General features: G+C 62.6%; 20 protein-coding genes and 1 pseudogene. 12 read left to right on the top strand and 9 right to left on the bottom strand.

Annotated features, from left to right (window positions below):
- Positions 1-226: 226 nt before the first annotated feature.
- The 5 genes from rpmB to F753_RS29050 all read left to right on the top strand — a co-directional run bounded on the left by rpmB (position 227) and on the right by F753_RS29050 (position 4975).
- Positions 227-463 carry a 50S ribosomal protein L28 gene (gene rpmB, locus F753_RS0124625; protein WP_003284186.1) on the top strand — a complete coding sequence of 79 codons (237 nt, stop codon included), beginning with the start codon at positions 227-229 and terminating at the stop codon, positions 461-463.
- 11 nt (positions 464-474) lie between these two features.
- Positions 475-630 (top strand): 50S ribosomal protein L33, encoded by a 156-nt coding sequence (gene rpmG / locus F753_RS29065; protein WP_003284185.1) that lies wholly within the window; start codon positions 475-477, stop codon positions 628-630.
- 193 nt (positions 631-823) lie between these two features.
- The gene (locus F753_RS29060; RefSeq protein ID WP_023444204.1) at positions 824-2974 is read left to right on the top strand and encodes an adenosylcobalamin-dependent ribonucleoside-diphosphate reductase; all 2151 of its coding nucleotides are present in this window, start codon (positions 824-826) and stop codon (positions 2972-2974) included.
- Between the two features lie 61 nt (positions 2975-3035).
- Positions 3036-3743 carry a TSCPD domain-containing protein gene (locus tag F753_RS29055; protein ID WP_003284183.1) on the top strand — a complete coding sequence of 236 codons (708 nt, stop codon included), beginning with the start codon at positions 3036-3038 and terminating at the stop codon, positions 3741-3743.
- Between the two features lie 359 nt (positions 3744-4102).
- Positions 4103-4975: a DMT family transporter gene (locus F753_RS29050; protein WP_023444203.1), complete on the top strand. Its 873-nt coding sequence runs from the start codon at positions 4103-4105 to the stop codon at positions 4973-4975.
- 38 nt (positions 4976-5013) lie between these two features.
- Here the strand turns inward: F753_RS29050 and ppnN are convergent, their stop codons facing one another.
- From ppnN to F753_RS29020, 6 genes are all read right to left on the bottom strand, one after another.
- Entirely contained in the window at positions 5014-6387 is a 1374-nt protein-coding gene (gene ppnN, locus F753_RS29045) for a nucleotide 5'-monophosphate nucleosidase PpnN (protein ID WP_014822111.1), read from the bottom strand.
- Positions 6388-6589: 202 nt separating this feature from the next.
- Positions 6590-7519 (bottom strand): phosphatidate cytidylyltransferase, encoded by a 930-nt coding sequence (locus F753_RS29040; RefSeq protein WP_023444202.1) that lies wholly within the window; start codon positions 7517-7519, stop codon positions 6590-6592.
- 1 nt (position 7520) lies between these two features.
- A complete protein-coding gene (locus tag F753_RS29035) occupies positions 7521-8141 on the bottom strand; it encodes a lysophospholipid acyltransferase family protein (protein WP_023444201.1) in 621 nt (206 codons plus the stop codon).
- A gap of 53 nt (positions 8142-8194) precedes the next feature.
- Complete coding sequence (locus F753_RS29030; RefSeq protein ID WP_023444200.1) at positions 8195-8821, bottom strand: CDP-alcohol phosphatidyltransferase family protein; 627 nt, start codon at positions 8819-8821, stop codon at positions 8195-8197.
- A 164-nt stretch (positions 8822-8985) separates the two neighbouring features.
- A complete protein-coding gene (locus F753_RS29025) occupies positions 8986-9939 on the bottom strand; it encodes a homoserine kinase (protein ID WP_023444199.1) in 954 nt (317 codons plus the stop codon).
- Positions 9940-9963: 24 nt separating this feature from the next.
- Positions 9964-10248, bottom strand: a complete 285-nt coding sequence (locus F753_RS29020) for a DUF2782 domain-containing protein (RefSeq protein WP_003291686.1) — start codon at positions 10246-10248, stop codon at positions 9964-9966.
- A gap of 76 nt (positions 10249-10324) precedes the next feature.
- Between F753_RS29020 and polA the strand changes: the two genes are divergently transcribed.
- The 7 genes and pseudogenes from polA to F753_RS28990 all read left to right on the top strand — a co-directional run bounded on the left by polA (position 10325) and on the right by F753_RS28990 (position 21196).
- Positions 10325-13069, top strand: coding sequence for a DNA polymerase I (polA, locus tag F753_RS29015; protein WP_023444198.1), 2745 nt, complete (start codon positions 10325-10327; stop codon positions 13067-13069).
- Between the two features lie 528 nt (positions 13070-13597).
- Positions 13598-14116 (top strand): Hcp family type VI secretion system effector, encoded by a 519-nt coding sequence (locus F753_RS29010; RefSeq protein WP_003286458.1) that lies wholly within the window; start codon positions 13598-13600, stop codon positions 14114-14116.
- 183 nt (positions 14117-14299) lie between these two features.
- Positions 14300-16402: a type VI secretion system Vgr family protein gene (locus F753_RS29005; protein WP_023444197.1), complete on the top strand. Its 2103-nt coding sequence runs from the start codon at positions 14300-14302 to the stop codon at positions 16400-16402.
- Positions 16399-17268: a DUF4123 domain-containing protein gene (locus F753_RS29000; protein WP_023444196.1), complete on the top strand. Its 870-nt coding sequence runs from the start codon at positions 16399-16401 to the stop codon at positions 17266-17268. The genes F753_RS29005 and F753_RS29000 overlap by 4 nt, the downstream gene beginning before the upstream one ends.
- A pseudogene (locus tag F753_RS50280) lies at positions 17229-17759 on the top strand (toxin VasX); the annotation flags it as partial. The gene F753_RS29000 and the pseudogene F753_RS50280, both read left to right, overlap by 40 nt.
- Positions 17760-17816: 57 nt before the next feature.
- Positions 17817-20501, top strand: a complete 2685-nt coding sequence (locus F753_RS49690) for a hypothetical protein (RefSeq protein ID WP_167332053.1) — start codon at positions 17817-17819, stop codon at positions 20499-20501.
- Positions 20498-21196, top strand: coding sequence for a hypothetical protein (locus F753_RS28990; RefSeq protein ID WP_023444194.1), 699 nt, complete (start codon positions 20498-20500; stop codon positions 21194-21196). The genes F753_RS49690 and F753_RS28990 overlap by 4 nt, the downstream gene beginning before the upstream one ends.
- 159 nt (positions 21197-21355) lie before the next feature.
- On the opposite strand, the gene tnpC is transcribed toward F753_RS28990, so the two are convergent.
- From tnpC to F753_RS28975, 3 genes are all read right to left on the bottom strand, one after another.
- On the bottom strand, positions 21356-22900 hold the full coding sequence (gene tnpC / locus F753_RS28985) for an IS66 family transposase (protein WP_023444193.1): 1545 nt from the start codon (positions 22898-22900) through the stop codon (positions 21356-21358).
- Positions 22901-22988: 88 nt separating this feature from the next.
- Entirely contained in the window at positions 22989-23324 is a 336-nt protein-coding gene (gene tnpB / locus F753_RS28980) for an IS66 family insertion sequence element accessory protein TnpB (protein WP_023443792.1), read from the bottom strand.
- A partial coding sequence (locus F753_RS28975) for a hypothetical protein (protein ID WP_023444192.1) occupies positions 23321-23524 on the bottom strand: 204 nt, incomplete at its 5' end. The genes tnpB and F753_RS28975, both read right to left, overlap by 4 nt.

Raw genomic sequence — 23524 nt, 5'->3', positions numbered from 1 at the left:
CAGCAACTCTCGAAGGCACGGCAGTCGGGCGGAAATTTCAATCCGCGCTTGTTGCCCTAGGGGGTTTCTGATATAAAGCAGCGCTCTTTTCTAGGGGCCCGGTATCTTCGTTCGCAACGTGGCCGGTAAGACCCCCATGAAACGTGGCGCTGAGCGCCGAACTGACAAGTGAATTCAAGCGGCCAACCCATGCCGGGTTGGGCATGTGGTTTTAGAGGGCTGAGGCATGTCGAGAGTCTGTCAAGTTACCGGTAAGGGTCCGGTAACCGGGAACAACGTTTCCCACGCAATGAACAAAACCCGTCGTCGTTTCCTGCCGAACCTGCAGCATCATCGCTTCTGGGTCGAGTCGGAGAACCGCTTCGTCCGTCTGCGCCTGAGTGCCAAAGGCATGCGCATCATCGACAAGCGCGGCATTGACGTCGTTCTGTCCGAGCTGCGCGCCCGCGGCGAAAAGGTTTAAGGAGAGCAATCATGCGTGACCTGATCCGTTTGGTGTCCAGCGCCGGTACCGGCCACTTCTACACCACCGACAAGAACAAGCGCACCACCCCCGACAAGATCGAAATCAAGAAATTCGATCCGGTCGTACGCAAGCACGTGATCTACAAGGAAGCCAAGATCAAGTAATTGATCGGCCCTTGAAGAAAGAACCCGCCTCTCGGCGGGTTTTTTCGTTTCTGGCGAACGCTTGGTGTCGGTGCCTGACACCAGTCGTCGTTCGCGTTGCCTAGTTTGATATGCATCATGTACGGCGCCTGTCGAATTCGCCTATCGTGCGAGCTTTCTTTTCTCCCACTTTCGGCACGAGGATGCGCAGCGCATGGCGAAGACGGACGGGCCCATCGCGGCAGACAGCAAGAGCACTTCCAGCATCGCCCTGCAGGCGGCTTCCGAAGATATCTGGGCACAGAAATACCGTCTGACCAGCAAGGACGGCACGCCGATCGATGACAGCGTCGACGCCACCTGGCAGCGCGTCGCCCGCGCCCTGGCTGACGTCGAGCCGGCCAAGCAGCGCGAGCACTGGCACGAGCGTTTCCTCTGGGCGCTGCGCAACGGCGCCATCCCGGCCGGACGGATCATCTCCAACGCCGGCGCGCAGGATTACAAGCCGGCTACTTCGACCATCAACTGCACCGTCTCGGGTTCGATCACCGACTCGATGGATGACATCCTCGGCAAGGTCCACGAGGCGGGCCTGACGCTCAAGGCCGGCTGCGGCATCGGCTACGAGTTCAGCACCCTGCGTCCGCGCGGCTCCTTCGTCTCGGGTGCCGGTGCGCACACCAGCGGCCCGCTGTCGTTCATGGATATCTTCGACAAGATGTGCTTCACCGTGAGTTCGGCCGGCGGCCGCCGCGGCGCGCAAATGGGCACCTTTGATGTCGGCCATCCGGATGTGCGCGAGTTCATCCGCGCCAAGCGCGAAGACGGCCGACTGCGCCAGTTCAACCTCAGCCTGTTGATCACCGATGAATTCATGCAGGCGGTGGAGGTCGATGGCGAGTGGCCGCTGATCTTCCCGGTGCACGCCAAGGAAGCCGCCGAGCTTGACCTGGCGGACGCCGAGCATGTGCTCTGGCGCGAATGGCCAGTGCATGACGGCTACATCGTGCGTGACGACGGCCTGGTGGCCTGCAAGATATACGGGCGGGTCAAGGCGCGGCATCTGTGGGACATGATCATGGTCTCCACCTATGACTACGCCGAGCCGGGCTTCATCCTCATCGACCGCGTCAACCAGCTGAACAACAACTGGTGGTGCGAAGCGATCCGTGCGACCAACCCCTGTGGTGAGCAGCCGCTGCCGCCGTACGGGTCATGTCTACTGGGCTCGATCAACCTGACCAACTTCGTCATCGACCCGTTCGGTGCGGACGCGCGCTTCGACTGGGACAAGTACCGCGAGGTGGTGCGCGTCTTCACCCGCATGCTAGATAACGTCGTCGAGATCAACGGCCTGCCGCTGGAGCAGCAGCGCCACGAGATCGAAAGCAAGCGCCGCCATGGTATGGGTTTCCTCGGTCTCGGCTCGACCCTGACACTGCTCAAGCTGCGCTATGGTAGCCCGGAAGCCTGCGTGTTTACCGAGGAAGTCGCCCGCGAGATGGCGCTGGTCGGCTGGGAGCAGGCGCTGGAGCTGTCCAAGGAGAAGGGTCCGGCACCGTTGCTGAGCCAGACCTTCGAAGTCACCGCCGAGATGTTGCGCAAGCGTCCGGAGATGGCCAAGGACGGTTACAAGGTCGGCGACCAGATTGCCGGTCGCGTGCTGCACGCCAAGTATTCGCGTTACATGCAGAAGATCGCCGAGTACGCGCCCGAGCTGATCGAGGCGCTGGCCGAGCAGGGCGCGCGCTTCACCCACCACAGCTCGATCGCGCCTACCGGCACCATCAGCCTGAGCCTGGCCAACAACGCCTCCAACGGCATCGAGCCGAGCTTCGCCCATCACTACTCGCGCAACCTGATCCGTCCGGGCCGCAAGGCCAAGGAGAAGATCGAGGTGTTCAGCTACGAGCTGCTGGCCTATCGCACGTTGATCAACGAGCGCGCCAAGCCGGGCTCCGACGAGCCGGGCGAGAAGCTGCCGGACTACTTCATCACCGCCGATGACGTCAGCCCGACCCAGCACGTGGATATCCAGGCCGCCGCGCAGCGCTGGGTCGATTCGTCGATCTCCAAGACTGCCAACGTGCCGACCGATTATCCATTCGAGGCGTTCAAGGACATCTACCGCTACGCCTGGCGCCAGGGCCTCAAGGGCTGCACCACCTTCCGCTTCAATCCGGCAGCCTTCCAGGGCGTGCTGGTCAAGGAGGCCGATCTGGAAAAGACCCTGTACCGCTTCACTCTGGAGGACGGCAGCGTGGTCGAGCTCAAGGGCAACCAGGAGGTCGAGTACGACGGCGAGGTGAACACCGCCGCCAACCTGTTCGACGCCCTCAAAGAAGGCTATTACGGCAAGTACTGAACCGGACTGCCAATCGTATAAGCGCCGGGCCATCGCTGCGCCCGGCAGGAGAATCTGCACAATGACCGTAAAGATCACCCAGCGCATCAAGGGCTTCAAGGTCGTCGACGAGGCCCTCGAACGCCCCGCGGCCGCTGCCGCCAGTACCGATAACAAGGCGAGCAAGGCCGTCAATGTGGTGGAGATGGACGAGAGCCTGCAGCGTCCGGAAACCCTGATCGGCATGACCTACAAGATCAAGTCGCCGCTGTTCGAACACGCGCTGTACGTCACCGTGAACGACATAGTGCTCAACGCCGGCACCCCGCACGAGCAGCGCCGGCCGTTCGAGATATTCATCAATTCGAAGAACATGGACCACTTCCAGTGGATCGTGGCGCTGACCCGCATCATGTCTGCGGTGTTCCGCAAGGGTGGCGACTGCACCTTCCTGGTCGAGGAGCTGAAGGCGGTGTTCGATCCGCGCGGCGGCTACCTGAAGAAGGGCGGCGTCTACATGCCGTCGATCGTGGCCGAGATCGGTGCGGTGCTGGAGCGCCATCTGATCGCCATCGGCATGCTCGAAGGTCATGCGCTGGACGAAACCCAGCTCAAGTACCTAGCCGAGAAGCGCGCCGCCTACGAAGCCAGCCAGGGCGCGGTGGCGGTCGAGCCGGGCGAGGGTTTCCCGGCCGGCGCGCAGCTGTGCAACAAGTGCAATACCCAGGCCGTGGTGCAGATGGACGGCTGCGCCACCTGCCTGAACTGCGGCAACTCCAAGTGCGGCTAAACGGCTTGCGCTGATTTCGCCTGCCGTGACGCTCGTCAGGCCCGCTTTACCCGGCGGGCCTGGCTCTGCTAGTTTTCGTTCTCCATACCGCCGTCCGGCCGTTGAACCAATGTCTTCCACTGCTCGCAGCCTGTTACTCCTGAAGCCCGTCGATCTCGGCGCGGCCCGGTTGTGCGCACTCGCTCCACCTCCCTCTGTCGTTGCCGATCCGGCAATCGCGCCACCACCTCCACAGGCGGTTGCGCTGGGCTGATCCGCCCACACTTCGCAGCTCCGGTTTTCGCTTCCGATCCTTCTGGGTCGGTGTGCGCGCGCTTCGGCGTCGCTGGAGCCTGTTTCGCTTCGACAGGTAATCACTGATGACTTTCAACAAATCGTTGTGGACGTCCTACGGCGTCATGACCGTGTTCGTGCTGCTGTGGGGCAGCGCGGCAATCTTCACCCGCTGGGGGCTGGACCACGGCACCCCGTTTGCCCTGCTGATCGTGCGCTTCGCGCTGGCGCTGGGTGCCGTTCTGTTGATCGGCCTCTACCGCCGACGCTGGCGGTCGGCGCCTGGTACTGTCTGGCAGACGGCGGCCACCGGACTGCTGATGATCGGCTGCTATTCGATCTGCTATTTCCAGGCCATGGCCCATGGCGTGACGCCGGGTGTGATCGCGACGCTGCTTGGCGTGCAGCCGATTCTCACCCTGTTGCTCCTCGAACGACGCTTCTCGCCGCTGCGTCTGCTGGGATTACTGGTGGCACTGGCCGGATTGGCCGCGGTGGTATTTCAGAGTCTGGTGCTGGCGCGCTTCTCGCTCGCCGGGATGCTCTTCGCCCTCGGCGCGCTGCTGTGCATGACAGTGGGCGCGATCCTGCAGCAGCGCGTTCGCCAGAGCCCGGTGGAGGTGCTGCCGACCCAGTACGGGGTCAGCCTGCTGCTGTGCCTGGCGTTCGTGCCGTTCCAGCCGATGCGCCTGGAAGCGGTGACGGGCTTCATCATTCCGGTGCTGTGGTTGGGTCTGGTGATCTCGGTGGCGGCGCAGCTGCTGCTGTACCGCATGATCCAGACCGGCAATCTGGTGAACGTCACCAGTCTGTTCTACCTGGTGCCGGTGGTGACCGTGGGGATGGATTACCTGTTCCTCGGCAATCAGCTGTCGCGCACCGGCTTGCTGGGAATGGGGGCGATTCTGCTGGGGTTGGCACTGGTGTTCAGGGCGGCGCCGCAGCCGCATCGCGTATGAACAAAGGCCGGGCGTTGCCGCCCGGCCTTTCGGCAGCTTCAGCTGACCACGCGGTAGCACGGGGTGTAGGGCACGCCGCCGGGCAGTTTCATGCGGTGCTGCTCGACGAAGGCCTGCAGCAGCTTGTCCAGCGGTTGCATGATCGCCGTGTCACCGTGGATCTCGTAACGGCCGTATTGCTCGATGCGGCGGATGCCCTTGTCCTTGACGTTGCCGGCGACGATGCCGGAAAACGCGCGGCGCAGGTTGGCGGCCAGCTCGTGGGGCGGCAGGTCGCGGCGCAGCGGCAGGCTGGCCATGGCCTCGTGGGTCGGATCGAAGGGTCGCTGGAAACCTTCCTCGATCTTCAGCAGCCAGTTGAAGTGGAAGGCATCGTTGCGCTCGCGGCGGAACCGTCGTACTTCGCGCAGGCCCTCGGTCATCTGCCGGGCCACTTCGGTAGGGTCGTTGAAGACGATCTGGTAGCGCTTCTGGGCTTCCTCGCCAAGGGTCGCGCCGACGAAATCGTGCAGCTGCTGCAGATAATCCGCCGCATCGCTAGGCCCAGTGAGAATGACCGGGAACGGCACTTCACGATTGGCCGGGTGCAACAGAATACCGAGCAGGTAGAGGAACTCCTCGGCCGTGCCGACGCCGCCGGGGAAGATGATGATGCCGTGACCGACGCGGACGAAGGCTTCCAGACGTTTCTCGATGTCCGGCAGGATCACCAGCTCGTTGACGATCGGGTTCGGCGCCTCGGCGGCGATGATGCCCGGCTCGGTCAGCCCCAAATAGCGGCTGCCAACGCGGCGCTGTTTGGCGTGGGCAATGGTGGCGCCCTTCATCGGCCCCTTCATCACGCCCGGACCGCAGCCGGTGCAGACATCCAGGCTGCGCAGGCCCAGCTCATGGCCGACGCGCTTGCTGTACTTGTACTCTTCGGTGCTGATCGAGTGGCCGCCCCAGCACACCACCATGTTCGGCTCGATGCCCGGACGCAGCGTGCGGGCGTTGCGCAGCAGATGAAAGACGTAGTCGGTAATGCCCTGGGAAGTGCTCAGATCGATGCGCGCGCTGCTCAGTTCGCTCTCGGTATAGACGATGTCCCGCAGCGCGCTGAAGAGCATCTCGCGGGTGCTGGCGATCATCTCGCCATCGACGAAGGCGTCGGCCGGCGCATTGAACAGCTCGAGGCGTACGCCGCGATCCTGCTGCAGGATTCGCACCTCGAAGTCCTCATAGGCTTCGAGGATGGTCTTGGCGTTATCGATGCGCGTGCCGGTGTTGAGGATTGCCAGGGCACACTGGCGGAACAGCTTGTGCGTGCTGCCGGAACCGACTTCGCTCAGTTGCTGTACTTCGCGTTGCGACAGGGTTTCCAGGCTGCCTTTGGGGGTAACCGAGGCGTTGATTACGTTGCGTTGGGTCATTGGTGATTCCTGAATTCGATGGCGACACCATCGCGGAGCTGGTGCACCGAAACGGCGGCTGCGTGCTGCCATCTTAACGCGGTGGCGCAGCAGCGGTGGGCGATCCGTTCGGTAGGCGAGAGGCAAATCGCTCCGAGAGCCGTGGCAGGTTCGACCCTCGGGGCGATCGGCGGTTCGCCGGGCAGCGCAAGTGCCAGGCTGGTCAGGTCCAGCCGTAGCGCACCAGGTGGAAGAAGATCGGCGCGGCGAAGCAGACCGAATCGAGCCGGTCGAGCATGCCGCCGTGGCCCTCGATCATGTGCCCCCAGTCCTTGACGCCACGGTCGCGTTTGATCGCCGACATCACCAGGCCGCCGAAGAAGCCCAGCAGGTTCAGCAGCAGCGCCATCAGCGCCGCCTGCCACCAGGCGAACGGGGTGATCCAGAACAGCGCCGCGCCGATCAGTGTCGCGAGGAAGATCCCGCCGACGAAGCCTTCGACGGTCTTGGACGGCGACAGACGCGGCGCGATCTTGCGCTTGCCGGCCAGCTTGCCGCAGACGTACTGCAACACGTCGGAGAGCTGCACGACGATGATCAGCCAGGCGATCAGCAGCAGGTTGCGACCTTCGTAGCCGGCAATTTCCAGGGTGAGCAGGGCAGGGACGTGGGAGACGCAGAAGACTGCGATCATCAGGCCCCATTGCACCTTCGAGGCACGTTCGAGAAAGCGCGTGGTGTCGCCACCCAGCGACGCCAGGATCGGCAGCAACAGGAACACGTAGACCGGAATGAAGATGGCGAACAGGCCGTACCAGCCGACCGCTACCAGCAGATACTGTAGCGGCAGCACCAGGTAGAACGCCGCGACCAAGGCCGGATAGTCGCTGCTGCGTGTCGGCGTCAGCGTCATGAATTCGCGCAACGCGAAGAACGACACCAGGTAGAAGAGGATCACCACGGCGGTGTGGCCGAGCCAGAAGGCGATACCGATCAGCGCTACCATCACCCACCAGGCATTGATGCGGGCGTTGAGGTTGTCGATCACCGGACTCTCGCCGCCGCTGCGACGCTTGAGGACGAAGCCGATCAGCGATGCCAGGGCGAGCAGGGCACCGATACCGGCGAACAGCAGCAGGGTATTGCGATCCATGTCAGTCTTCCTTCGGGGCCAGTTCTAGCAGAGCCAGGCGAGCGCGCTGCAGAAACGCGTCTTTGTCCTCGTCCTTTTCGATACTCATTGGTGCACCGAAGCTGACGCTGCACAGCAGGGGCAGCGGCAGGCTGCGGCCCTTGGGCATCACCCGATTGAGGTTGGCGATCCACACCGGCACCAGCTCCACGTCCGGACACGCCAGGCCCAGGCGATACAGCCCGCTCTTGAACGGCAGCAGGCCTTCTTCCAGATTGCGCGTGCCCTCGGGGAAGAGGATCAGTGAATCGCCGCCGGCCAGGGCGTCGAGCATTGGTTGCAGCGGATTCGACTCCGGGCCGCTGCGCTCGCGCTCCACCAGCACACCGTTGAACAGGCGATGGATGACGAAGCGGCGCAGCGCGCTGCTCTGCCAGTAATCGGCGCCGGCGACGGGCCGGGTCCTGCGCCGCAGGTCAGGCGGCAGCGATGCCCAGAGCAGCACGAAATCACCGTGGCTGCTGTGGTTGGCGAAATAGATGCGTTGCCGGTTGAGCGGCGCGCAGCCGATCCAGAGGCTGCGCGTACCGGTTAGCAGGCGTGCAACGGAAGTGATCGCGAAGGCGAGCAGGGCGCCGAGCATGGGAGGTTCCTCGGTATCGGGGCGGAAAGTCGGTGGTGCGGGCGGGTGGCGGTTCAGTCCGCTTCGGCTGGCGCCGCTGCGGTTTCCGCCAGGCCTTGTCTGACCCGGTTGCTCAGCGTGAGGATCGACAGCCCGGCGATCAGCAGCAACAAGCCGTTGATCCAGGCGGCTGGCAACAGGCCCAGGGCGACGCCGGTGGCCAGCACGCCGAAGGCGAAGGCCCTGTCGCTCTTGCCCATCGGGCCGTCGTAACGGCGTGAGGCGCCCACCATCGGACCGAGTACACCGGCGTACTCGGTCAGCGCTGCGAGCACCACCACCAGCACCACGGCAGCTGGCCAGACGCCGGTCACCAGCGCGAGCGGCAGGTAGAGCGCCGCATCGGCGGACACATCGCAGAGTTCGTTGAGGTAGGCGCCGAGCTTCGATTGCTGGCCGAATTCTCGCGCCAGCATGCCGTCGATGGCGTTCAGTGCCATGCGCAGCAGCATCCACAGTGGGATCAGCAGGAAGATCCAGAGGTGCTCGATCAGCAGCGCGACCGCCGCTGCGACTGCCAGCGACACGACCAGCGCTGCCAGCGTGACCTGATTGGCCGTGATGCCGCTGTCATGGAGGCGCTGGACCAGTGGGCGTAGTAGTGCCTGAAAACGGGGCTTGAGCTGATAGATGGAGGGCATGCATCGATTCCTTTCGATGATCGGCGAGTCGCGCATTTCGGCTAACGCCAGCGCGCATCCTGTGCGCCCGGCACTTTGGGGTAAAGCCCCGGCGGTCGCAAGTTGCGCTGGAAAATTTGCGAGGTGCTGAACGCTTTCGCGCCGAGCCGGTAGCGGGAATCGACCTAGAAGGCAAAAGGCAGCGCGCTGGATGGATGCTGGCGCGCTTTCAGCAGCCGATGGAATTCGCCGGGATCTTTCACCTGCACGTCCGTCTTGCCTTCGTGACGCTGCGCCGCGATCAGCCGGGATAGCCAGAAACGCACGCAGGCCACGCGCAGCATCGGCTGCCAGAGCTCGGCTTCGGCCGGGGTGAAGCGGCGCAGGGCGGAGTAGGCCGCCAGAAGTGGTTCGCTGCGTTCACCGTCGATCTCGCCATTGGGGTGCGAGCACCAGTCGTTCACGGCGATAGCCAGGTCGTAGAGCATCGGCCCGGAGCAGGCGTTGTAGAAGTCGATCACGCCGGTCAGGTGGCTGCCTTCGAACAGCACGTTGTCGCGGAACAGATCGGCGTGCAGGTTGGCGCGCGGTAGGGCGAAGAGTTTCGGCCGCAGCTCGGCGATCTCTGCCAGGCCTTCGCGCAACAGCGGCAGCTGGTCCTCGGACAGGCTCAGCGCCAGGCTTGGCCCCTGTTCCTGCATCCAGTCCAGACCGCGGTCGCTGGCGCGTTCGAGGATGTGCTCGCGGGTGGCCAGATGCAGACGCGCCAGCAGCCGGCCGACCTCGGCGCAATGGTGCGGATTGGGCGCCATCACATGCTTGCCGGGCAGGCGCGGCTGCAGCAGCGCAGGCTTTTCCGCCAGCTTGCGCAGCGCCTCACCCTGCTCGCTGCGCAGCGCATAGGGCACCGGCAGGCCGGCGCGGTGCAGCACGTCGAGCAGCTCGATGAAGAACGGCAAATCCTGGGTCGGACCACGCTCGATCAGCGTCAGGACGTATTCGCCCTGTTCGAGGCTGACGAAGAAATTGCTGTTCTCGCTGCCTGCGACGATGCCCTGGAAGCCGCGCAACCGGCCGAGCCGGTACGGCGCCAGAAAGGCTTCCAGTTCATCGCGTTGCAGGGGCGTGAATACCGACATGCTGTCCTCCCGGCGGTTGATGGGTTACCAGCTGAAGATCTTCCAGGAGGGGATCAGCATGTCCGGCTGGTCGGAACGGACGAAGTTGCCGTCATTGCCGTCTGCGCGCACCAGAAAGTACGGTTTGCCATGCTTGGGCGTGACTTTCACGGCATAGAGGAAGCCATTGACGCGGTATTCCTCGACGGTACGGTCGCCTTCCTGACGGATGGTTACGTCGGGCTCGCCGTCGACCGACTCCTGGGCAAAACCGGCCAGGGGAGCGCACGCCAGCAGGCTGGCCAGCATCAGGTGTTTGAGAGCGCGCATGGTAACCTTGTCCCTTTGTCGATAAGTGGTCCTTGGCATTCTAGCTCCGGGCCCGCCGAAAAGGTTGATTCCGCTCATGAGCCAAGCTCCCCTCATCCTGGTGGACGGTTCGTCCTACCTCTATCGCGCCTTCCATGCCCTGCCTCCTCTGACCACCTCAACCGGAAAGCCGACCGGCGCGGTCAAGGGCGTGCTGAACATGCTGCTCAGCCTGCGTCGGCAATACCCGGACAGTCCGTTCGCGGTGGTTTTCGATGCCAAGGGGCCAACCTTCCGCGACGCGCTGTTCGAGAACTACAAGTCTCATCGTCCGCCGATGCCGGATGACCTGCGCTCCCAGGTCGAGCCGCTGCATGCCAGCGTCCGTGCCCTCGGCATGCCGCTGCTGTGCGTGGAAGGCGTGGAGGCCGACGACGTCATTGGCACCCTGGCGCGCCAGTGCGCGGCGCTCGGCCGCGACGTGATCATCTCCACCGGCGACAAGGACATGGCGCAGCTGGTCTGTCCGCACGTCACCCTGGTCAACACCATGACCGGCAGCGTTTATGACATCGAAGGCGTGAAGAACAAGTTCGGCGTCGGCCCGGAGCTGATCATCGACTTCCTTGCGCTGATGGGCGACAAGGTCGACAACATTCCGGGCGTGCCAGGCGTGGGTGAAAAGACTGCCTGTGGCCTGCTCAACGGTATTCCCGGCGGGCTCAAGGGGCTTTACGACAACCTCGACCAGGTCGCCGGCCTGCCGATCCGCGGCGCCAAGTCACTGGGCGCCAAGCTCGCCGAACACCGCGACGCCGCCTTCATGTCTTATGAGCTGGCGACCATCAAGCTCGACGTGCCGCTGGACGTCGAGGTCGCCGACCTGATGCCCGGCGAGCCGCACCGCGAGGCGCTGATTGCGCTGTACCGCGAGCTGGAATTCAAGAACTGGCTGGACGACCTGCTGCGCGAGGCCAAGGCCGCGGGCGAGAACTGCGAGGTGCAGCCCGAAGGCTGCTCGATCCAGGCCGAAGCCGAGTACACCACGATCCTCGATCCGGCCGAGTTCGATGCCTGGCTCGAGCGCCTGAAGAACGCCGAGTGCTTCGCCTTCGATACCGAAACCACCAGCATCGATGCTCAGCGCGCCGAGCTGGTCGGCGTGTCGTTCGCCGTCGAGCCGGGCCAGGCGGCCTATGTGCCGCTGCGTCATTCCTATATGGGTGTGCCGCAGCAGCTCGAGCTTGATGCCGTGCTTGGCGCGCTCAAGCCGCTGCTGGAGGATCCGGCGAAGACCAAGATCTGCCAGCACGGCAAGTACGACATGAACGTGCTGATGCACTACGGCATCGAGATGCGCGGCATGACCTTCGACACCATGCTCGAATCCTACGTGCTGGACGCCACCGCCACTCGCCACGACATGGATAGCCTGGCGCTGAAATATCTCGGCCGTGGCACCATCCGTTTCGAGGACATCGCCGGCAAGGGCGCCAAGCAGCTGACCTTCGACCAGATCGCCATCGAACAGGCCGGCCCCTACGCCGCCGAGGACGCCGATGTCACCCTGCGCCTGCACCAGACCTTGCTCGGCAAGCTGGAGCAGACGCCATCGCTGCTCAAGGTGCTGACCGAGATCGAGATGCCGCTGGTGCCGGTGCTGGCGCGCATCGAGCGCAACGGCGCGCTGGTCGATGCGCAGTTGCTCGGCCAGCAGAGCGTCGAGCTGGGCGACAAGCTGGTGCAGCTGGAACGCGAGGCCTTCGATATTGCCGGCGAGGAGTTCAACCTCGGCTCGCCCAAGCAGCTCTGCGCGATCCTCTATGACAAGCTCGGCTGCCCGGTAATCTCCAAGACCGCCGGCGGCCAGCCGTCCACCGCGGAAAGCGTGCTGGCTGAACTGGCCGAGCAGGATTACCCGCTGCCCAAGGTGATCATGCAGCACCGCTCCTTGAGCAAGCTCAAGGGCACCTACACCGACAAGCTGCCGCAGCAGATCAACCCCCGCACCGGGCGCATCCACACCAGCTACCACCAGGCGGTGACCGCCACCGGGCGGTTGTCTTCCAGCGATCCGAACCTGCAGAACATCCCGATCCGCACCGCCGAGGGCCGGCGTATTCGCCAGGCCTTCATCGCGGCGCCGGGCTACAAGCTGCTCGCGGCCGACTACTCGCAGATCGAGCTGCGCATCATGGCTCATCTGGCGCAGGATGCCGGTCTGCTGCACGCTTTCCAGAACGACCTCGACGTGCACCGCGCCACCGCTGCCGAGGTGTTCGGCGTGCCGCTGGAGCAGGTCAGCAACGACCAGCGACGCAGCGCCAAGGCGATCAACTTCGGCCTGATCTACGGCATGAGCGCCTTCGGCCTGGCCAAGCAGATCGACGTCGGCCGCAAGGAAGCGCAGGAGTACATCGACCGTTATTTCGCCCGCTACCCCGGCGTGCTGGCCTACATGGAGCGCACCCGCACCCAGGCCGCCGAGCAGGGCTATGTCGAGACGCTGTTCGGCCGGCGCCTATACCTGCCGGAGATCAATTCGAAGAACGGCGCCATGCGCAAGGGCGCCGAGCGCACCGCGATCAACGCGCCGATGCAGGGCACCGCAGCGGACATCATCAAGCGCGCCATGATCGCCGTGGACGGCTGGCTGCAGCAGAGCGGGCTGGATGCGCGGGTGATCCTGCAGGTACACGATGAATTGGTGCTGGAAGTGCGCGAAGACCTGGTCGAGCAGGTCCGCCAGCAGATCTGTCCGTTGATGAGCGAGGCGGCCCAGCTGGACGTACCGCTGCTGGTCGAAGCGGGCGTTGGCAACAACTGGGACGAGGCCCACTGACCGGGCTGCCGAAAAATGTCGGTAGTCGACGAAATTTTTTTCGTCCGCGTTGAACTTCCGCTGCAACCATCCGGTCAGAGCATGCGAAGGGTGTAAAAGCCCTTCGATGCTCCTTGTTGTGTTAAGTGTTGGCAGATCTCTGGACCCCGCCCTAGCGGTCCGGATTTGGACCTCGAACTTCCCCCTCCCCCAATGAAGTTCGAGGTTTTTTTTGCCTGCAGAAAAGTGGATGAGGCCTCATCAGGGGCAATGGCCTGCGCAATTTCTTGCGCAGCATTCTGTGGATAAGTTTGTGGGTAAGCTGTTCGCAGTGCGATGAGTCACGAGCTTGGTGGGCGTTGCGCAACTTGTTGCCATGTCTGCGCAGGAACTTGCGCAGCTTTCTGTGTCGGGCATCACTTCTGCTATTCGGGCTGTGTAATTTAAATTAGATATCTTTTTGATAAATAAGCAGTTTTTTATTTTTGGCATGGCGATTGTTGTTACGAAATGGCCATTTGGCACTCATTTCAGACAAGGAGAGCACCCATGCCAACACCCGCGTATCTGTCCCTCGAAGGCACCAAGCAAGGCCTGATCACCGCCGGCACCTTCACCGAGGACTCGGTTGGCAACATCTTCCAGGAAGGCCATGAGGACCAGATCCTGGTGCAGGCCTTCCAGCATCAGGTCATCATCCCGCGTGACCCGCAGTCCGGCCAGCCGACAGGCCAGCGCGTACACAAGCCGCTGATGATCACCAAGGTATTCGATAAGTCGTCGCCGCTGATCTTCAACGCTCTGACTTCCGGCGAGCGCCTGAACAAGTGCCGTCTGGAGTGGTACCGCACCTCGTCCACCGGCACCCAGGAACACTACTTCACCATCGAACTGGAAGATGCGGTGATCGTCGACGTGCAGTCGCGCATGCCCAACTGCCAGGACCCGAACATGTCCCATTTCACTCATCTGGAAGACGTGTACTTCACCTACCGCAAGATCGTCTGGACCCACGAGGTTTCCGGCACCTCCGGCTCCGACGACTGGCGCACCCCGATCGCTGGCTGATTCGCCGCGGTCCCGCTTCGGCCAGGCTCGCCTGGCCGAATGCTTTTTGCGAAGCACTGAACAGATTCCGCCATCGTCGTTCTGGAATGCGCGGACCATGCATTCTAGAGCGGCCGGCCTGTGTTACACGGGGCTCCGCAAGCGCCCATGCGCTGATACATGGACTGAACAGGAGGAACATGGATGTTCGCCCCAGCCAACCAGGCCCACTTCACGCTTTCCCTCGAAGGCGTCGAGCACGACTTCAAGGTGCTCCAATTCCAGGGCCGCGAGGCCATCAGCCAGCCCTACCGCTTCGACCTGGAACTGGTCAGCGAGCACCCCGATCTGGATCTGGAAAGCCTGCTGCATCGCCCGGCCTTCCTCGCCTTCGCCCCGGACGGCAGCGGCATCCACGGGCTGGTGCATCAAGCCGCCCAAGGTGAATCCGGCAAGCGCCTGACCCGCTATCGCGTCACGCTCGTGCCGCAGCTGGCCTACCTTGCCCATCGCACCAACCAGCGCATCTTCCAGCACCTGAGCGTGCCGCAGATCGTCGCCCAGGTGCTCGAGGAGCATGGCATCCAGGCCGATGCCTACCGCTTCCAGCTCGGCCCGGTGATCTACCCACAGCGCGAGTACTGCGTGCAGTACGACGAAACCGACCTGCACTTTATCCAGCGCCTGTGCGAGGAAGAGGGTATTCACTATCACTTCCAGCACAGCACAGCTGGCCATGTGCTGGTCTTCGGCGATGACCAGACGGTCTTCCCCAGGCTCGCCGCCACCGCCTATCAGCAGGACAGCGGTCTGGTCGCCGACCAGCCGGTGATCAAGCGCTTCGGCCTGCGCCTGGAAACCCGCACCAGCCGCGTCACGCGCCGCGATTACGATTTCGAGAAGCCGCGCTTGAACATGGAGGCCGCGTTCCACAGCGACTTCCAGCCCGACCTTGAAGACTACGATTACCCCGGCCGCTTCACCGAGCGCGCCCGCGGCAAGCACCTGTCGCAACGCGCCCTGGAGCGCCACCGCCACGACTACGAACTGGCCGAAGGCGAAAGCGACCAGCCGCAACTGGCGAGCGGGCACTTCCTCCCGCTCGGCGAACACCCGCGCAGCGACTGGAACCAGCTCTGGCTGCTGACCGAAGTGCTGCATGAAGGTAAGCAGCCACAGGTACTGGAGGAGTCAATTACCAATGTCCCGGTTCAACACGGACTGGCCCCTTCTCCCCTATGGGGAGAGGGCTGGGGTGAGGGGGCTCTTACCAGCTCCGGCTTCCAACAAGGCTACCGCAACCACTTCACCGCCACCCCCTGGGACATCCCCTTCCGCCCGGCCCTTCGCCATCCGAAACCGAAGGTTCTCGGTAGCCAGACCGCCGTAGTTACCGGGCCGGCAGGCGAAGAAATCCACTGCGACGAGTACGGCCGAGTACGCGTTCAATTTCACTGGGATCGTGAAGGCCAGGCCGATGACAAGACCAGCTGCTGGCTGCGCGTCAGCTCCAGCTGGGCCGGCGACCGCTACGGCGGCATCGCCATCCCGCGTGTTGGCATGGAAGTGCTGGTGACCTTCCTCGAAGGCGACCCCGATCAACCGCTGGTGACCGGTTGCCTGTACCACAAGGAACACCAGGTCCCCTACGACCTGCCGGCGAACAAGACCCGCACCGTGTTCAAGACCCTGAGCAGCCCGGGCGGTGGCGGCTACAACGAACTGCGCATCGAAGACCGCAAGGGCGCCGAACAGATCTACCTCCACGCCCAGCGCGACTGGGACGAGAACATCGAGCACGACCAGAAAATCCGCGTCGGCCACGAGCGCCACGACACCGTGGAGGCCAACAGCTACAGCGAGTTCCGCGCCGAAGAACACCGCACCACCCACGCCGACCGCAAGACCGAAATCCGCGCCAACGACCACCTCACCGTGGGTAACAGCCAACACCTGAAGATTGGTACCGGCCAGTTCATTGAAGCCGGCCAGGAAATCCACCTGTCCAGCGGCCTGAAAGTTGTCCTTGAAGCTGGCAGCGAACTGACCTTCAAAGCCGCCGGTAGCTTTATGAAGCTCGATGCGAGCGGCATCACGATGGTGGGGCCGGTGATTCGAATGAACTCCGGGGGAAGTCCGGGTAAGGGCTCGGGCGCGGCGCCAGTGTTGCCGGGCAAGGTGAGGGCGGCGGATGCCGACAAGGCCGGTGAGTTACTGATTCAGGCGCAGAAACAGGCGTTGCAACAGGCCGCGCGTACCGCCCTGCCGATCTGTGAAATCTGTCAGCAGACCGAGGCCAAAGTATGACGGCCCAATCGCTGCTGCATAGCTACCTATTACTCGATGGCGCGCAGATCGAAGGACTGGCTGTCCGAATTTACGGCCTGGAAGAATCCCCCTCGCTGCATCTGCTTTATCAACACAGCACCTATGAACCGTTGGCAGAAGTCGGCCCGCTGCTGGTAGCGGTACGGCCGCACAGCGAACTTGCGCAGGTATTCCAGCAGGAGTGGCAAGCAACGGCTGGTATCTGGCTCGAGTCCGATGCGAGCGAAGACGATCTGGTCGAGCACCTGCGCAGCTTGATTCATGTGCGCCTGGAAGGTGAACAAACGACTCTGTTCCGCTACCACGACCCACGCATCATGGCTTTATGGCTGGGCCCGCTGAATGCGGACGAGCGCGATCCATTGATGGGGCCGGTGCAGCGTATTCGCCTACCGGCAGATTCTGGCGCGAAACTGGCGCTGCTACGCGAGAACAAGCCGCAGACCTTTGCGCGCTATGACGACACGCCTTGGCTGCGGCTCTCCCAAGAACAACTGGAACAGTTAAACCAGGCCAAGCACGCCTGCTTCGATCAGCGTCTGCTGGCCCATCTGCAGCGTTTCTTCCCTGAATCGCTACAGGGCATGGATGCTGCCGCCCAGCAGCAATTCGTCACCCTGTGTCGTCAAAGCGCGGCACGATATGGCTATAGCGCGGCCGATGAAGTCGCCCGTTGGGCGAGCTTGTTGGCCGAGTTGGGCAGTGATTTTCCGCAGGCCCCCGAGCACGAAACTTATCGGCAACTGCTCGAACAGCGCGGCCCGCTACCCGCACAACGCCTGGACAACCTCATCGGCGAACTGCAATGCCAGTTGCTGCGTACCGACAAGGAGTCAGTCGCATGACCACCCGCCCTCAGGATCGAACGCTACGCCTGGCCCACGCCGACCAAGCCGCGCAACAGGACTTCGAAAAGGACGACCTGTCCAGCCCCATGGCCAGCTGTCCGGCGCGCCAGGCCGAGGTTTTTATCGTTCCCGTACGCTATGCCCTGGCCGAACAGCCAGCCGCGCATAAACGCTGTAGACCAGCGAGCGGAACCCAGAGCCATCCCATGGCCCTGCGCCGCTTGCGCCCCGGTTACCTTTATCTCTGGCACGACCAAGGACCGCTGCGCCGCTTTGCCGTGGCCGCCGACGGCCAGTTGCTGGAGCAGGGACTGGATGACGCCGCAAGCGCCGTAGCCAACGGCAGCATCGCTGGCATCGCACTAAACAAACAACACGACGCCCTGTTGCTTTATACCGAAATCCCTTTGACCGCCGCTGTCCACCAGCGCCTCACCGGCGAACCGAGCGAGCGCCGCGCCCGCATGCGCTGCATCAGCCTGACTCAAGTCGCGCGCACCTTGGAGGCCGACCATTGCCCAGCTTTGGACAGCGCCGAGCAGGTCATGGCCGAGCTGATGCCCGAGATTCGCGATCGAGCCCTGTCCCACGACTACGCGCAGAACGGCGACGCCTACCGCGGGGGTGTGGATACCCTCGGCAAGCAGATGATGGACGAGCCTACCCCCGAGCGCATTCAGGCGTACGTCCATGCCCGTACCTGGCTGCACGAGCGCGAACGGGCCGCAGCCCGCCAGCCAGAAGCTGCCGAACACGCGCCCGGCGAATGGAGCGCGGAACCATGGGACGTGCCGGCAACGGATACCTGGCTGAGCAGCGCGCGCAGCCAGGCTGTCGAGCTTCACGGGGTGTTCGCCAGCCTGGACGATGATCTGGGTGTATTGCGTGATCTGAATCATGAGCAAGGCATGGTCAATCAGCGCGAAGAAGACTGGGATCAGGAGCACGCCCACAAAGGGATGATCGCCGGCTTTATCAACAGCCTGATCAGTGAAGACGGCGCAGAGCTGAGCAACCTGATCAACTACCGTTACCGCGATCGCGATATCCAGCTCACCCCGGAGCAGGGCGATATTCTGCTCAAGGCCCGGCGCGAACTCACCCCTTTGCTCGACGAAGAGACCGCAGTCAATCAGCGTCAGCGCCACAGAATTGGTCATGCTGCCGCTGATGCTCGCATTGCCGATATTCATCGCCGTGAAGAAGTGGTTCTGGCTCCTACCCGGGAATTTATTCCACTGGATCTGCACGGACAGTTGCAAGGTGTGGTCATGGCCTACCAGGCCAATAAGGTCCACAACATGACTGACGCCAAAAGCAGCGCTCAGGTTGCTGACCGTGTGCAATTGGCAGCTATGCAGAAATGGATGGCCGAGATCGCCGAGCCGCACCGCCAATGGCTGTTTGCCCGCCGCGAGGTGCTTTATAAAGACATGTCCACCTACCTGGCGCGCCACGGGAGCGCGCTCTGGTATGCCGATTACGACAACGGCGCACACTGCTCCTGGCTCAGTGAACTCAGCCTCAACAGCCTGAGTGCCTTGTGCAGCAGCGGTCCTGGCACTCAGCTGGCCGTAAATCTGCTGCGCTCGCCTTCGGTTGAACAACCTTTCAGCTTGCTGGCCAGTGGTTTCAGCCCCTCGTTGATGGACCTGGCAGACCGTGGCGCCGAGGTAGAAGCAGCCCTCACCAGTGCCAATCAGGCGGCTATTGGCCAACTGATCGGCAGCCTGGTGGCCAGTGGTAAATATGCCTGGCTCAGTGAGCTCGGCGGCCCAAGCGGCGCAGACTGGGGGCAGTCTGTATCGCGGTTGTCTGCGGCCTTTGCTGCGTTGGAGGCCGAGCACCTGGCCAGTAGCGCAGCCCCGAGCAATTTGATCCAGCGCTTCCCCGATCCGCTACGTGCGCTGTTGGTGATTGTAAGGCTGTGCTCGGACAGCGCCATCAAGGCCGGCAGCATGGGCTTTAGCCTCAGCGGTACGGTGGGGCAACGTCTGTGGGACTGGGGTCGGCTTGCCGGGCAAAATCTGCAGAAAGGTCTGACCCCGGCTGTCACCGGTATCAAGAGTTTGAACACCCTGGGTGGCGTGCTGCCACTGGCGGCTCTGCTGCTGCATATGAACAACGTGCAGGTACTTAATCAGCGCGACCAGGGGCGCGAGCATGATGAGGTGCGTAGTCGTGAACATCTGGCCGAAAACCTCAAGGTAGGGGCGGCGCTATCGGCAGTGATCGGTGCGGCGTGGGAGGCGACTGGGCGGGTTGAAATCAGCAAGTTCGGTGCTAAGGCTCCCATCGTAACGCTGTTTGGTTTTACTACTGGTGTATTGGCCACTCTTGGAGCCGTTTTCGATTTACTCAAACTTTCCGCTGAAATGCATAAAGACGGTGCCTATTGGACGGCTGATCATTGGGCACGTTTGGGGCATGATGGTGCAGTCTTCGGTGTAATGAGCGCTCAAACCGGCCTGGGTGGTTATGCTACCTATATGGCGCTGACTGGGAAATGGACCACCGAACAGGCGATCAAGTGGTTCACCTTGCGCATCGTGCCAGTGAACTGGCTACTGCTGATTATCGAAGGACTGTACCTGGCCTGGAACTATTTCAAGGACAGCGAGCTGCAAGCCTTCCTTGAGCAATGTTACTGGGGGCAAAAGCGGCGCTGGGGCGACAGCCCGGCGCAGCGCAGCGAGGAGCTGCAAACCCTGATTGACCTGCTGTTTAAGCCCAAGCTATTGGCCTCCGCGAGCCTGCATAGCCGCCAGATTGGGCAGAGTGATCACAGCATCGTGATCGAGAGTCGAACCGACAGCCTGCAACTGTTTCTACCGGGGGCCAATCCCGAACGTACTCAGCTGTATGTAAAGCTTGCGGCATTCGACAACCGCAACACCCCCACCGACTGTACCCGGCAGTGGTTAGGCAATCTGGAAAGCCAATGGTTACCTATTCATCAGGGTATGGGCTTGCGCTTGAGCGGTGCACTGCCCAAGCGCGCCGACAGCCATTACTGGCAGCTTCAGGTTTTGTACCATAGCCCGTTGGCTATGCAGGCCGGCACACTCGGCCCGCAGCAAATGGTGGTCGGCGGCGGCATGGGTCTGCGCTATATCATCCGAGGCACTGCAGTCGTTGAGCATGCCTCCAATGACGGCCCTTTGCTTATCGATAGCTGTAGCACCGTACCAGTGAGCGCTGAGCAGCTCCAACCCAAGGAAAGTCAATGACCGAACACGCCCAGGGGCTTCTCCGGAAGCAGGAGCATCTGGCCCCATTACCCATTCCAACCGGCCAACCCGCCAGCGACCTGATGAATATCATCTGGCGTAAAAATCAGGTGTTTTTGGATATCGGCAGCTTTTCCATGGGAGCGGGTTGGCTGACGTTGCATATGGGGACATTCTTATTTGTCGCTGTTGCTATTTGGGCCGCTTTAGGTGGGGATATTGTGGCCAGCCTGGTGGTTTTAGGGGTTATGGGGGGGCTTATGGGCACCCTTTGGTACTTGTTTATCAAGCAGTACCGCAAGCCACTGATCCCGCCGATTCGCTTTAATCGCCAGCGCCGCGAGGTCTGTATCACCGAACCTGATGGTAGCTACTGGTTTGTTCCCTGGGAGCGAGTACATGCCATTGCCCCCAGTGCGCTCAGCCTCAATACCGGCGGCGCCAGCAAGCACGGCAGCCTGCTGCTGTGGTTCCCGCTCAAGGGGGAAGAGCACGAAGACTACGCCCCCGACAAACAAGGCTGGGTGCTGATGGTCAATACCGGCGGTGGAATTTCCTCCATGGCGCAGTGGGAGTGTATTCGCAGCTTTATGGAGGTAGGCCCGGAGGCAATACCCGAACCGCTAGAGAATATTTGTGGCTTGAGCTTAAAACAGATTTTTTGGCGCGAGTTCGACAAGTCCGTAAGCGTCTAGCCAAGTCACCTTCCCAAGCTGTATCACACGGTGCACGGGTAGGCTGTATCACATGCTGCACGCCTGCTCTGTATCACACGCTGCACGCATAAAAATCAGTGCGAGACTATTACGGGTAGGCTGTTTGGGGTGATACACCGCTGTCGTTATTTGCTTGCCTCAGGCAGGCATCCACTGATGTGGGAGCAGTTGGCCGATCTCGCTCGCCCGTTGCGTCGGCAGGCGCATCAGCACATCTCTCAGATAGGCATACGGGTCGTGACCGTTAAGGCGCGCCGACTGGATCAGGCTCATGATCGCCGCCGCCCGTTTGCCGCTGCGTAGCGAGCCGGCAAACAGCCAGTTCGAGCGTCCAAGCGCCCAAGGCCGGATCTGGTTCTCGACCCGATTGTTGTCGATGGGCACGGCGCCGTCATCCAGGTAGCGCGTCAGCGCTTTCCAGCGTTTAAGGCTGTAGTCGAGTGCCTTGGCGGTCGCTGATCCATCAGGCACCAGGTCGCGCTGGGCCAGCATCCATTTATGCAGCGCGTTGAGGATCGGCGAGGACTTTTCCTGCCGTATCCGCCACCGATCCTCAGCACTCAAGTCACGCGCCTGCCGTTCGATTTCATAGAGGCCGGCGATCGAGTGCAGCGCCTGCTCGGCCAACTGGCTTTTGTTAGCTACGTGCAGGTCGAAGAACTTGCGCCGGGCGTGGGCCATGCAGCCGATTTCGGTGATGCCTTGCTCGAAGCTGGCCTTGTAGCCCGCAAAATCATCACAGACCAGCTTGCCGCCCCAGGAGCCGAGGAAGTTACGTGCGTGTTCGCCAGCGCGGCTCGGGCTGAAGTCGTAGACCACCGCCTTCAGGTCGGCGAAGGGCGTGGTGCAGTAAGCCCAAACGTAAGCCCGATGGGTTTTCTTCTCGCCTGGGGCCAGCATCTGCACCGGGGTTTCGTCGGCGTGAATCACACCTTGCGCCAGTACCGCTTCGCGCAAGGCGTCGACCAGCGGCTGGAGCTGCACGCCGGTTTGTCCGACCCACTGTGCCAATGTCGAGCGCGCGATAGGTAGACCCGCACGGCCAAAGATCTTCTCTTGCCGGTACAGCGGCAGATGGTCGGCGTATTTGGCCACCATGACATGAGCCAGCAGGCCGGCAGTGGGGATGCCCTTGTCGATCACCTGAGCTGGCACCGGTGCCTGGATCAGCGTCTCACACTGGTCGCAGACCCACTTGCCACGGATGTGCCGTTCCACCGTGAAGGTGCCCGGCGTGTAGTCGAGCTTTTCGCTGACGTCCTCGCCGATCCGCTTGAGCTGGCAGCCGCAGGCACACTGGGTGTTGTCCGGCTCGTGATGGATCAGGGTGCGCGGAAACTGGGCCGGTAGCGGCGCACGCTTGGGCTGCTGGCGGGGTTCGCCCTGGGCCGCTGGGGGATTTACGGCTTTCAGTTCTGCCTCGATAGCGGCGATATCGGTGTCGAGCAGTTCATCAAGCAGGCTGATCTGATCGGGGCTCAGTTGCTCACTTCGCTTGGCGAACTTGTGACGCTTGAGGATCGCGATCTCGTGGGCCAACTGCTCGTTGCGGGTCTTGTGGAAGTGAACCTGCTGGCTGAGACCGGATACCTGCTGATCAAGGTGGACGACACGCTCGGCCAACTGCGCGGCCAGTTCGCGCAGTTGCTCGGGGGTCAGATGGTCGAAGGTCGTCGAGGGCATGTGGCCGATTGTGACGGCCCCGTCCTTACCTGACGATAAGGCGTTCGGTGAATTGCCGCGCAGCGATGGTTGATAGCCGATGCGGGTGTTACAGCAGGCTGATCGCGGCGTCCTGCCCCAGCCGTTTCCAAGGCAGGCCGACCACCAGCGCTTGCAACTGCTCGGGGTTCAGCTCGCGCTGCGTGCCCTGCTCGCGACCGGGCCAAACGAAGCCGCCCTCGTTAAGGCGGCGGGCCGCGAGCCAGACACCGAAGCCGTCGTGCACCAGCACTTTCATCCGGTTAGCGCGCTTGTTGGTGAACAGGTAAGCCGTGTGCGGCTGCGCCGCACCGAACACCTGAACAACCCGCGCCAGGGCTGTTTCAGTGCCGGCGCGCATGTCCAGTGGCTCGGTGGCCAGCCAGATGCGTTCGATGCGGATCATGCGAGCAGCCCGCGAAGCAAACGTGCACAGCCCTCGCCGTCCTCCACCGGCCAGTGCACCGACAGACTGCCGGCGTGGTAGGGAATTTCGATTCGTATCGTCAGCTCCTCGGAGCCGGTACGCCCGGCAGGCAGAAAGCCGAGCGGCACCGGGACAAAGCGTGCAGACACGACCGGTAGCGGCTCCCCCCGCTTGCGGAT

This window comes from Stutzerimonas chloritidismutans AW-1 (assembly GCF_000495915.1).
Lineage (GTDB): Bacteria > Pseudomonadota > Gammaproteobacteria > Pseudomonadales > Pseudomonadaceae > Stutzerimonas > Stutzerimonas chloritidismutans.
This window is presented reverse-complemented; position numbering and strand designations above follow the sequence as displayed.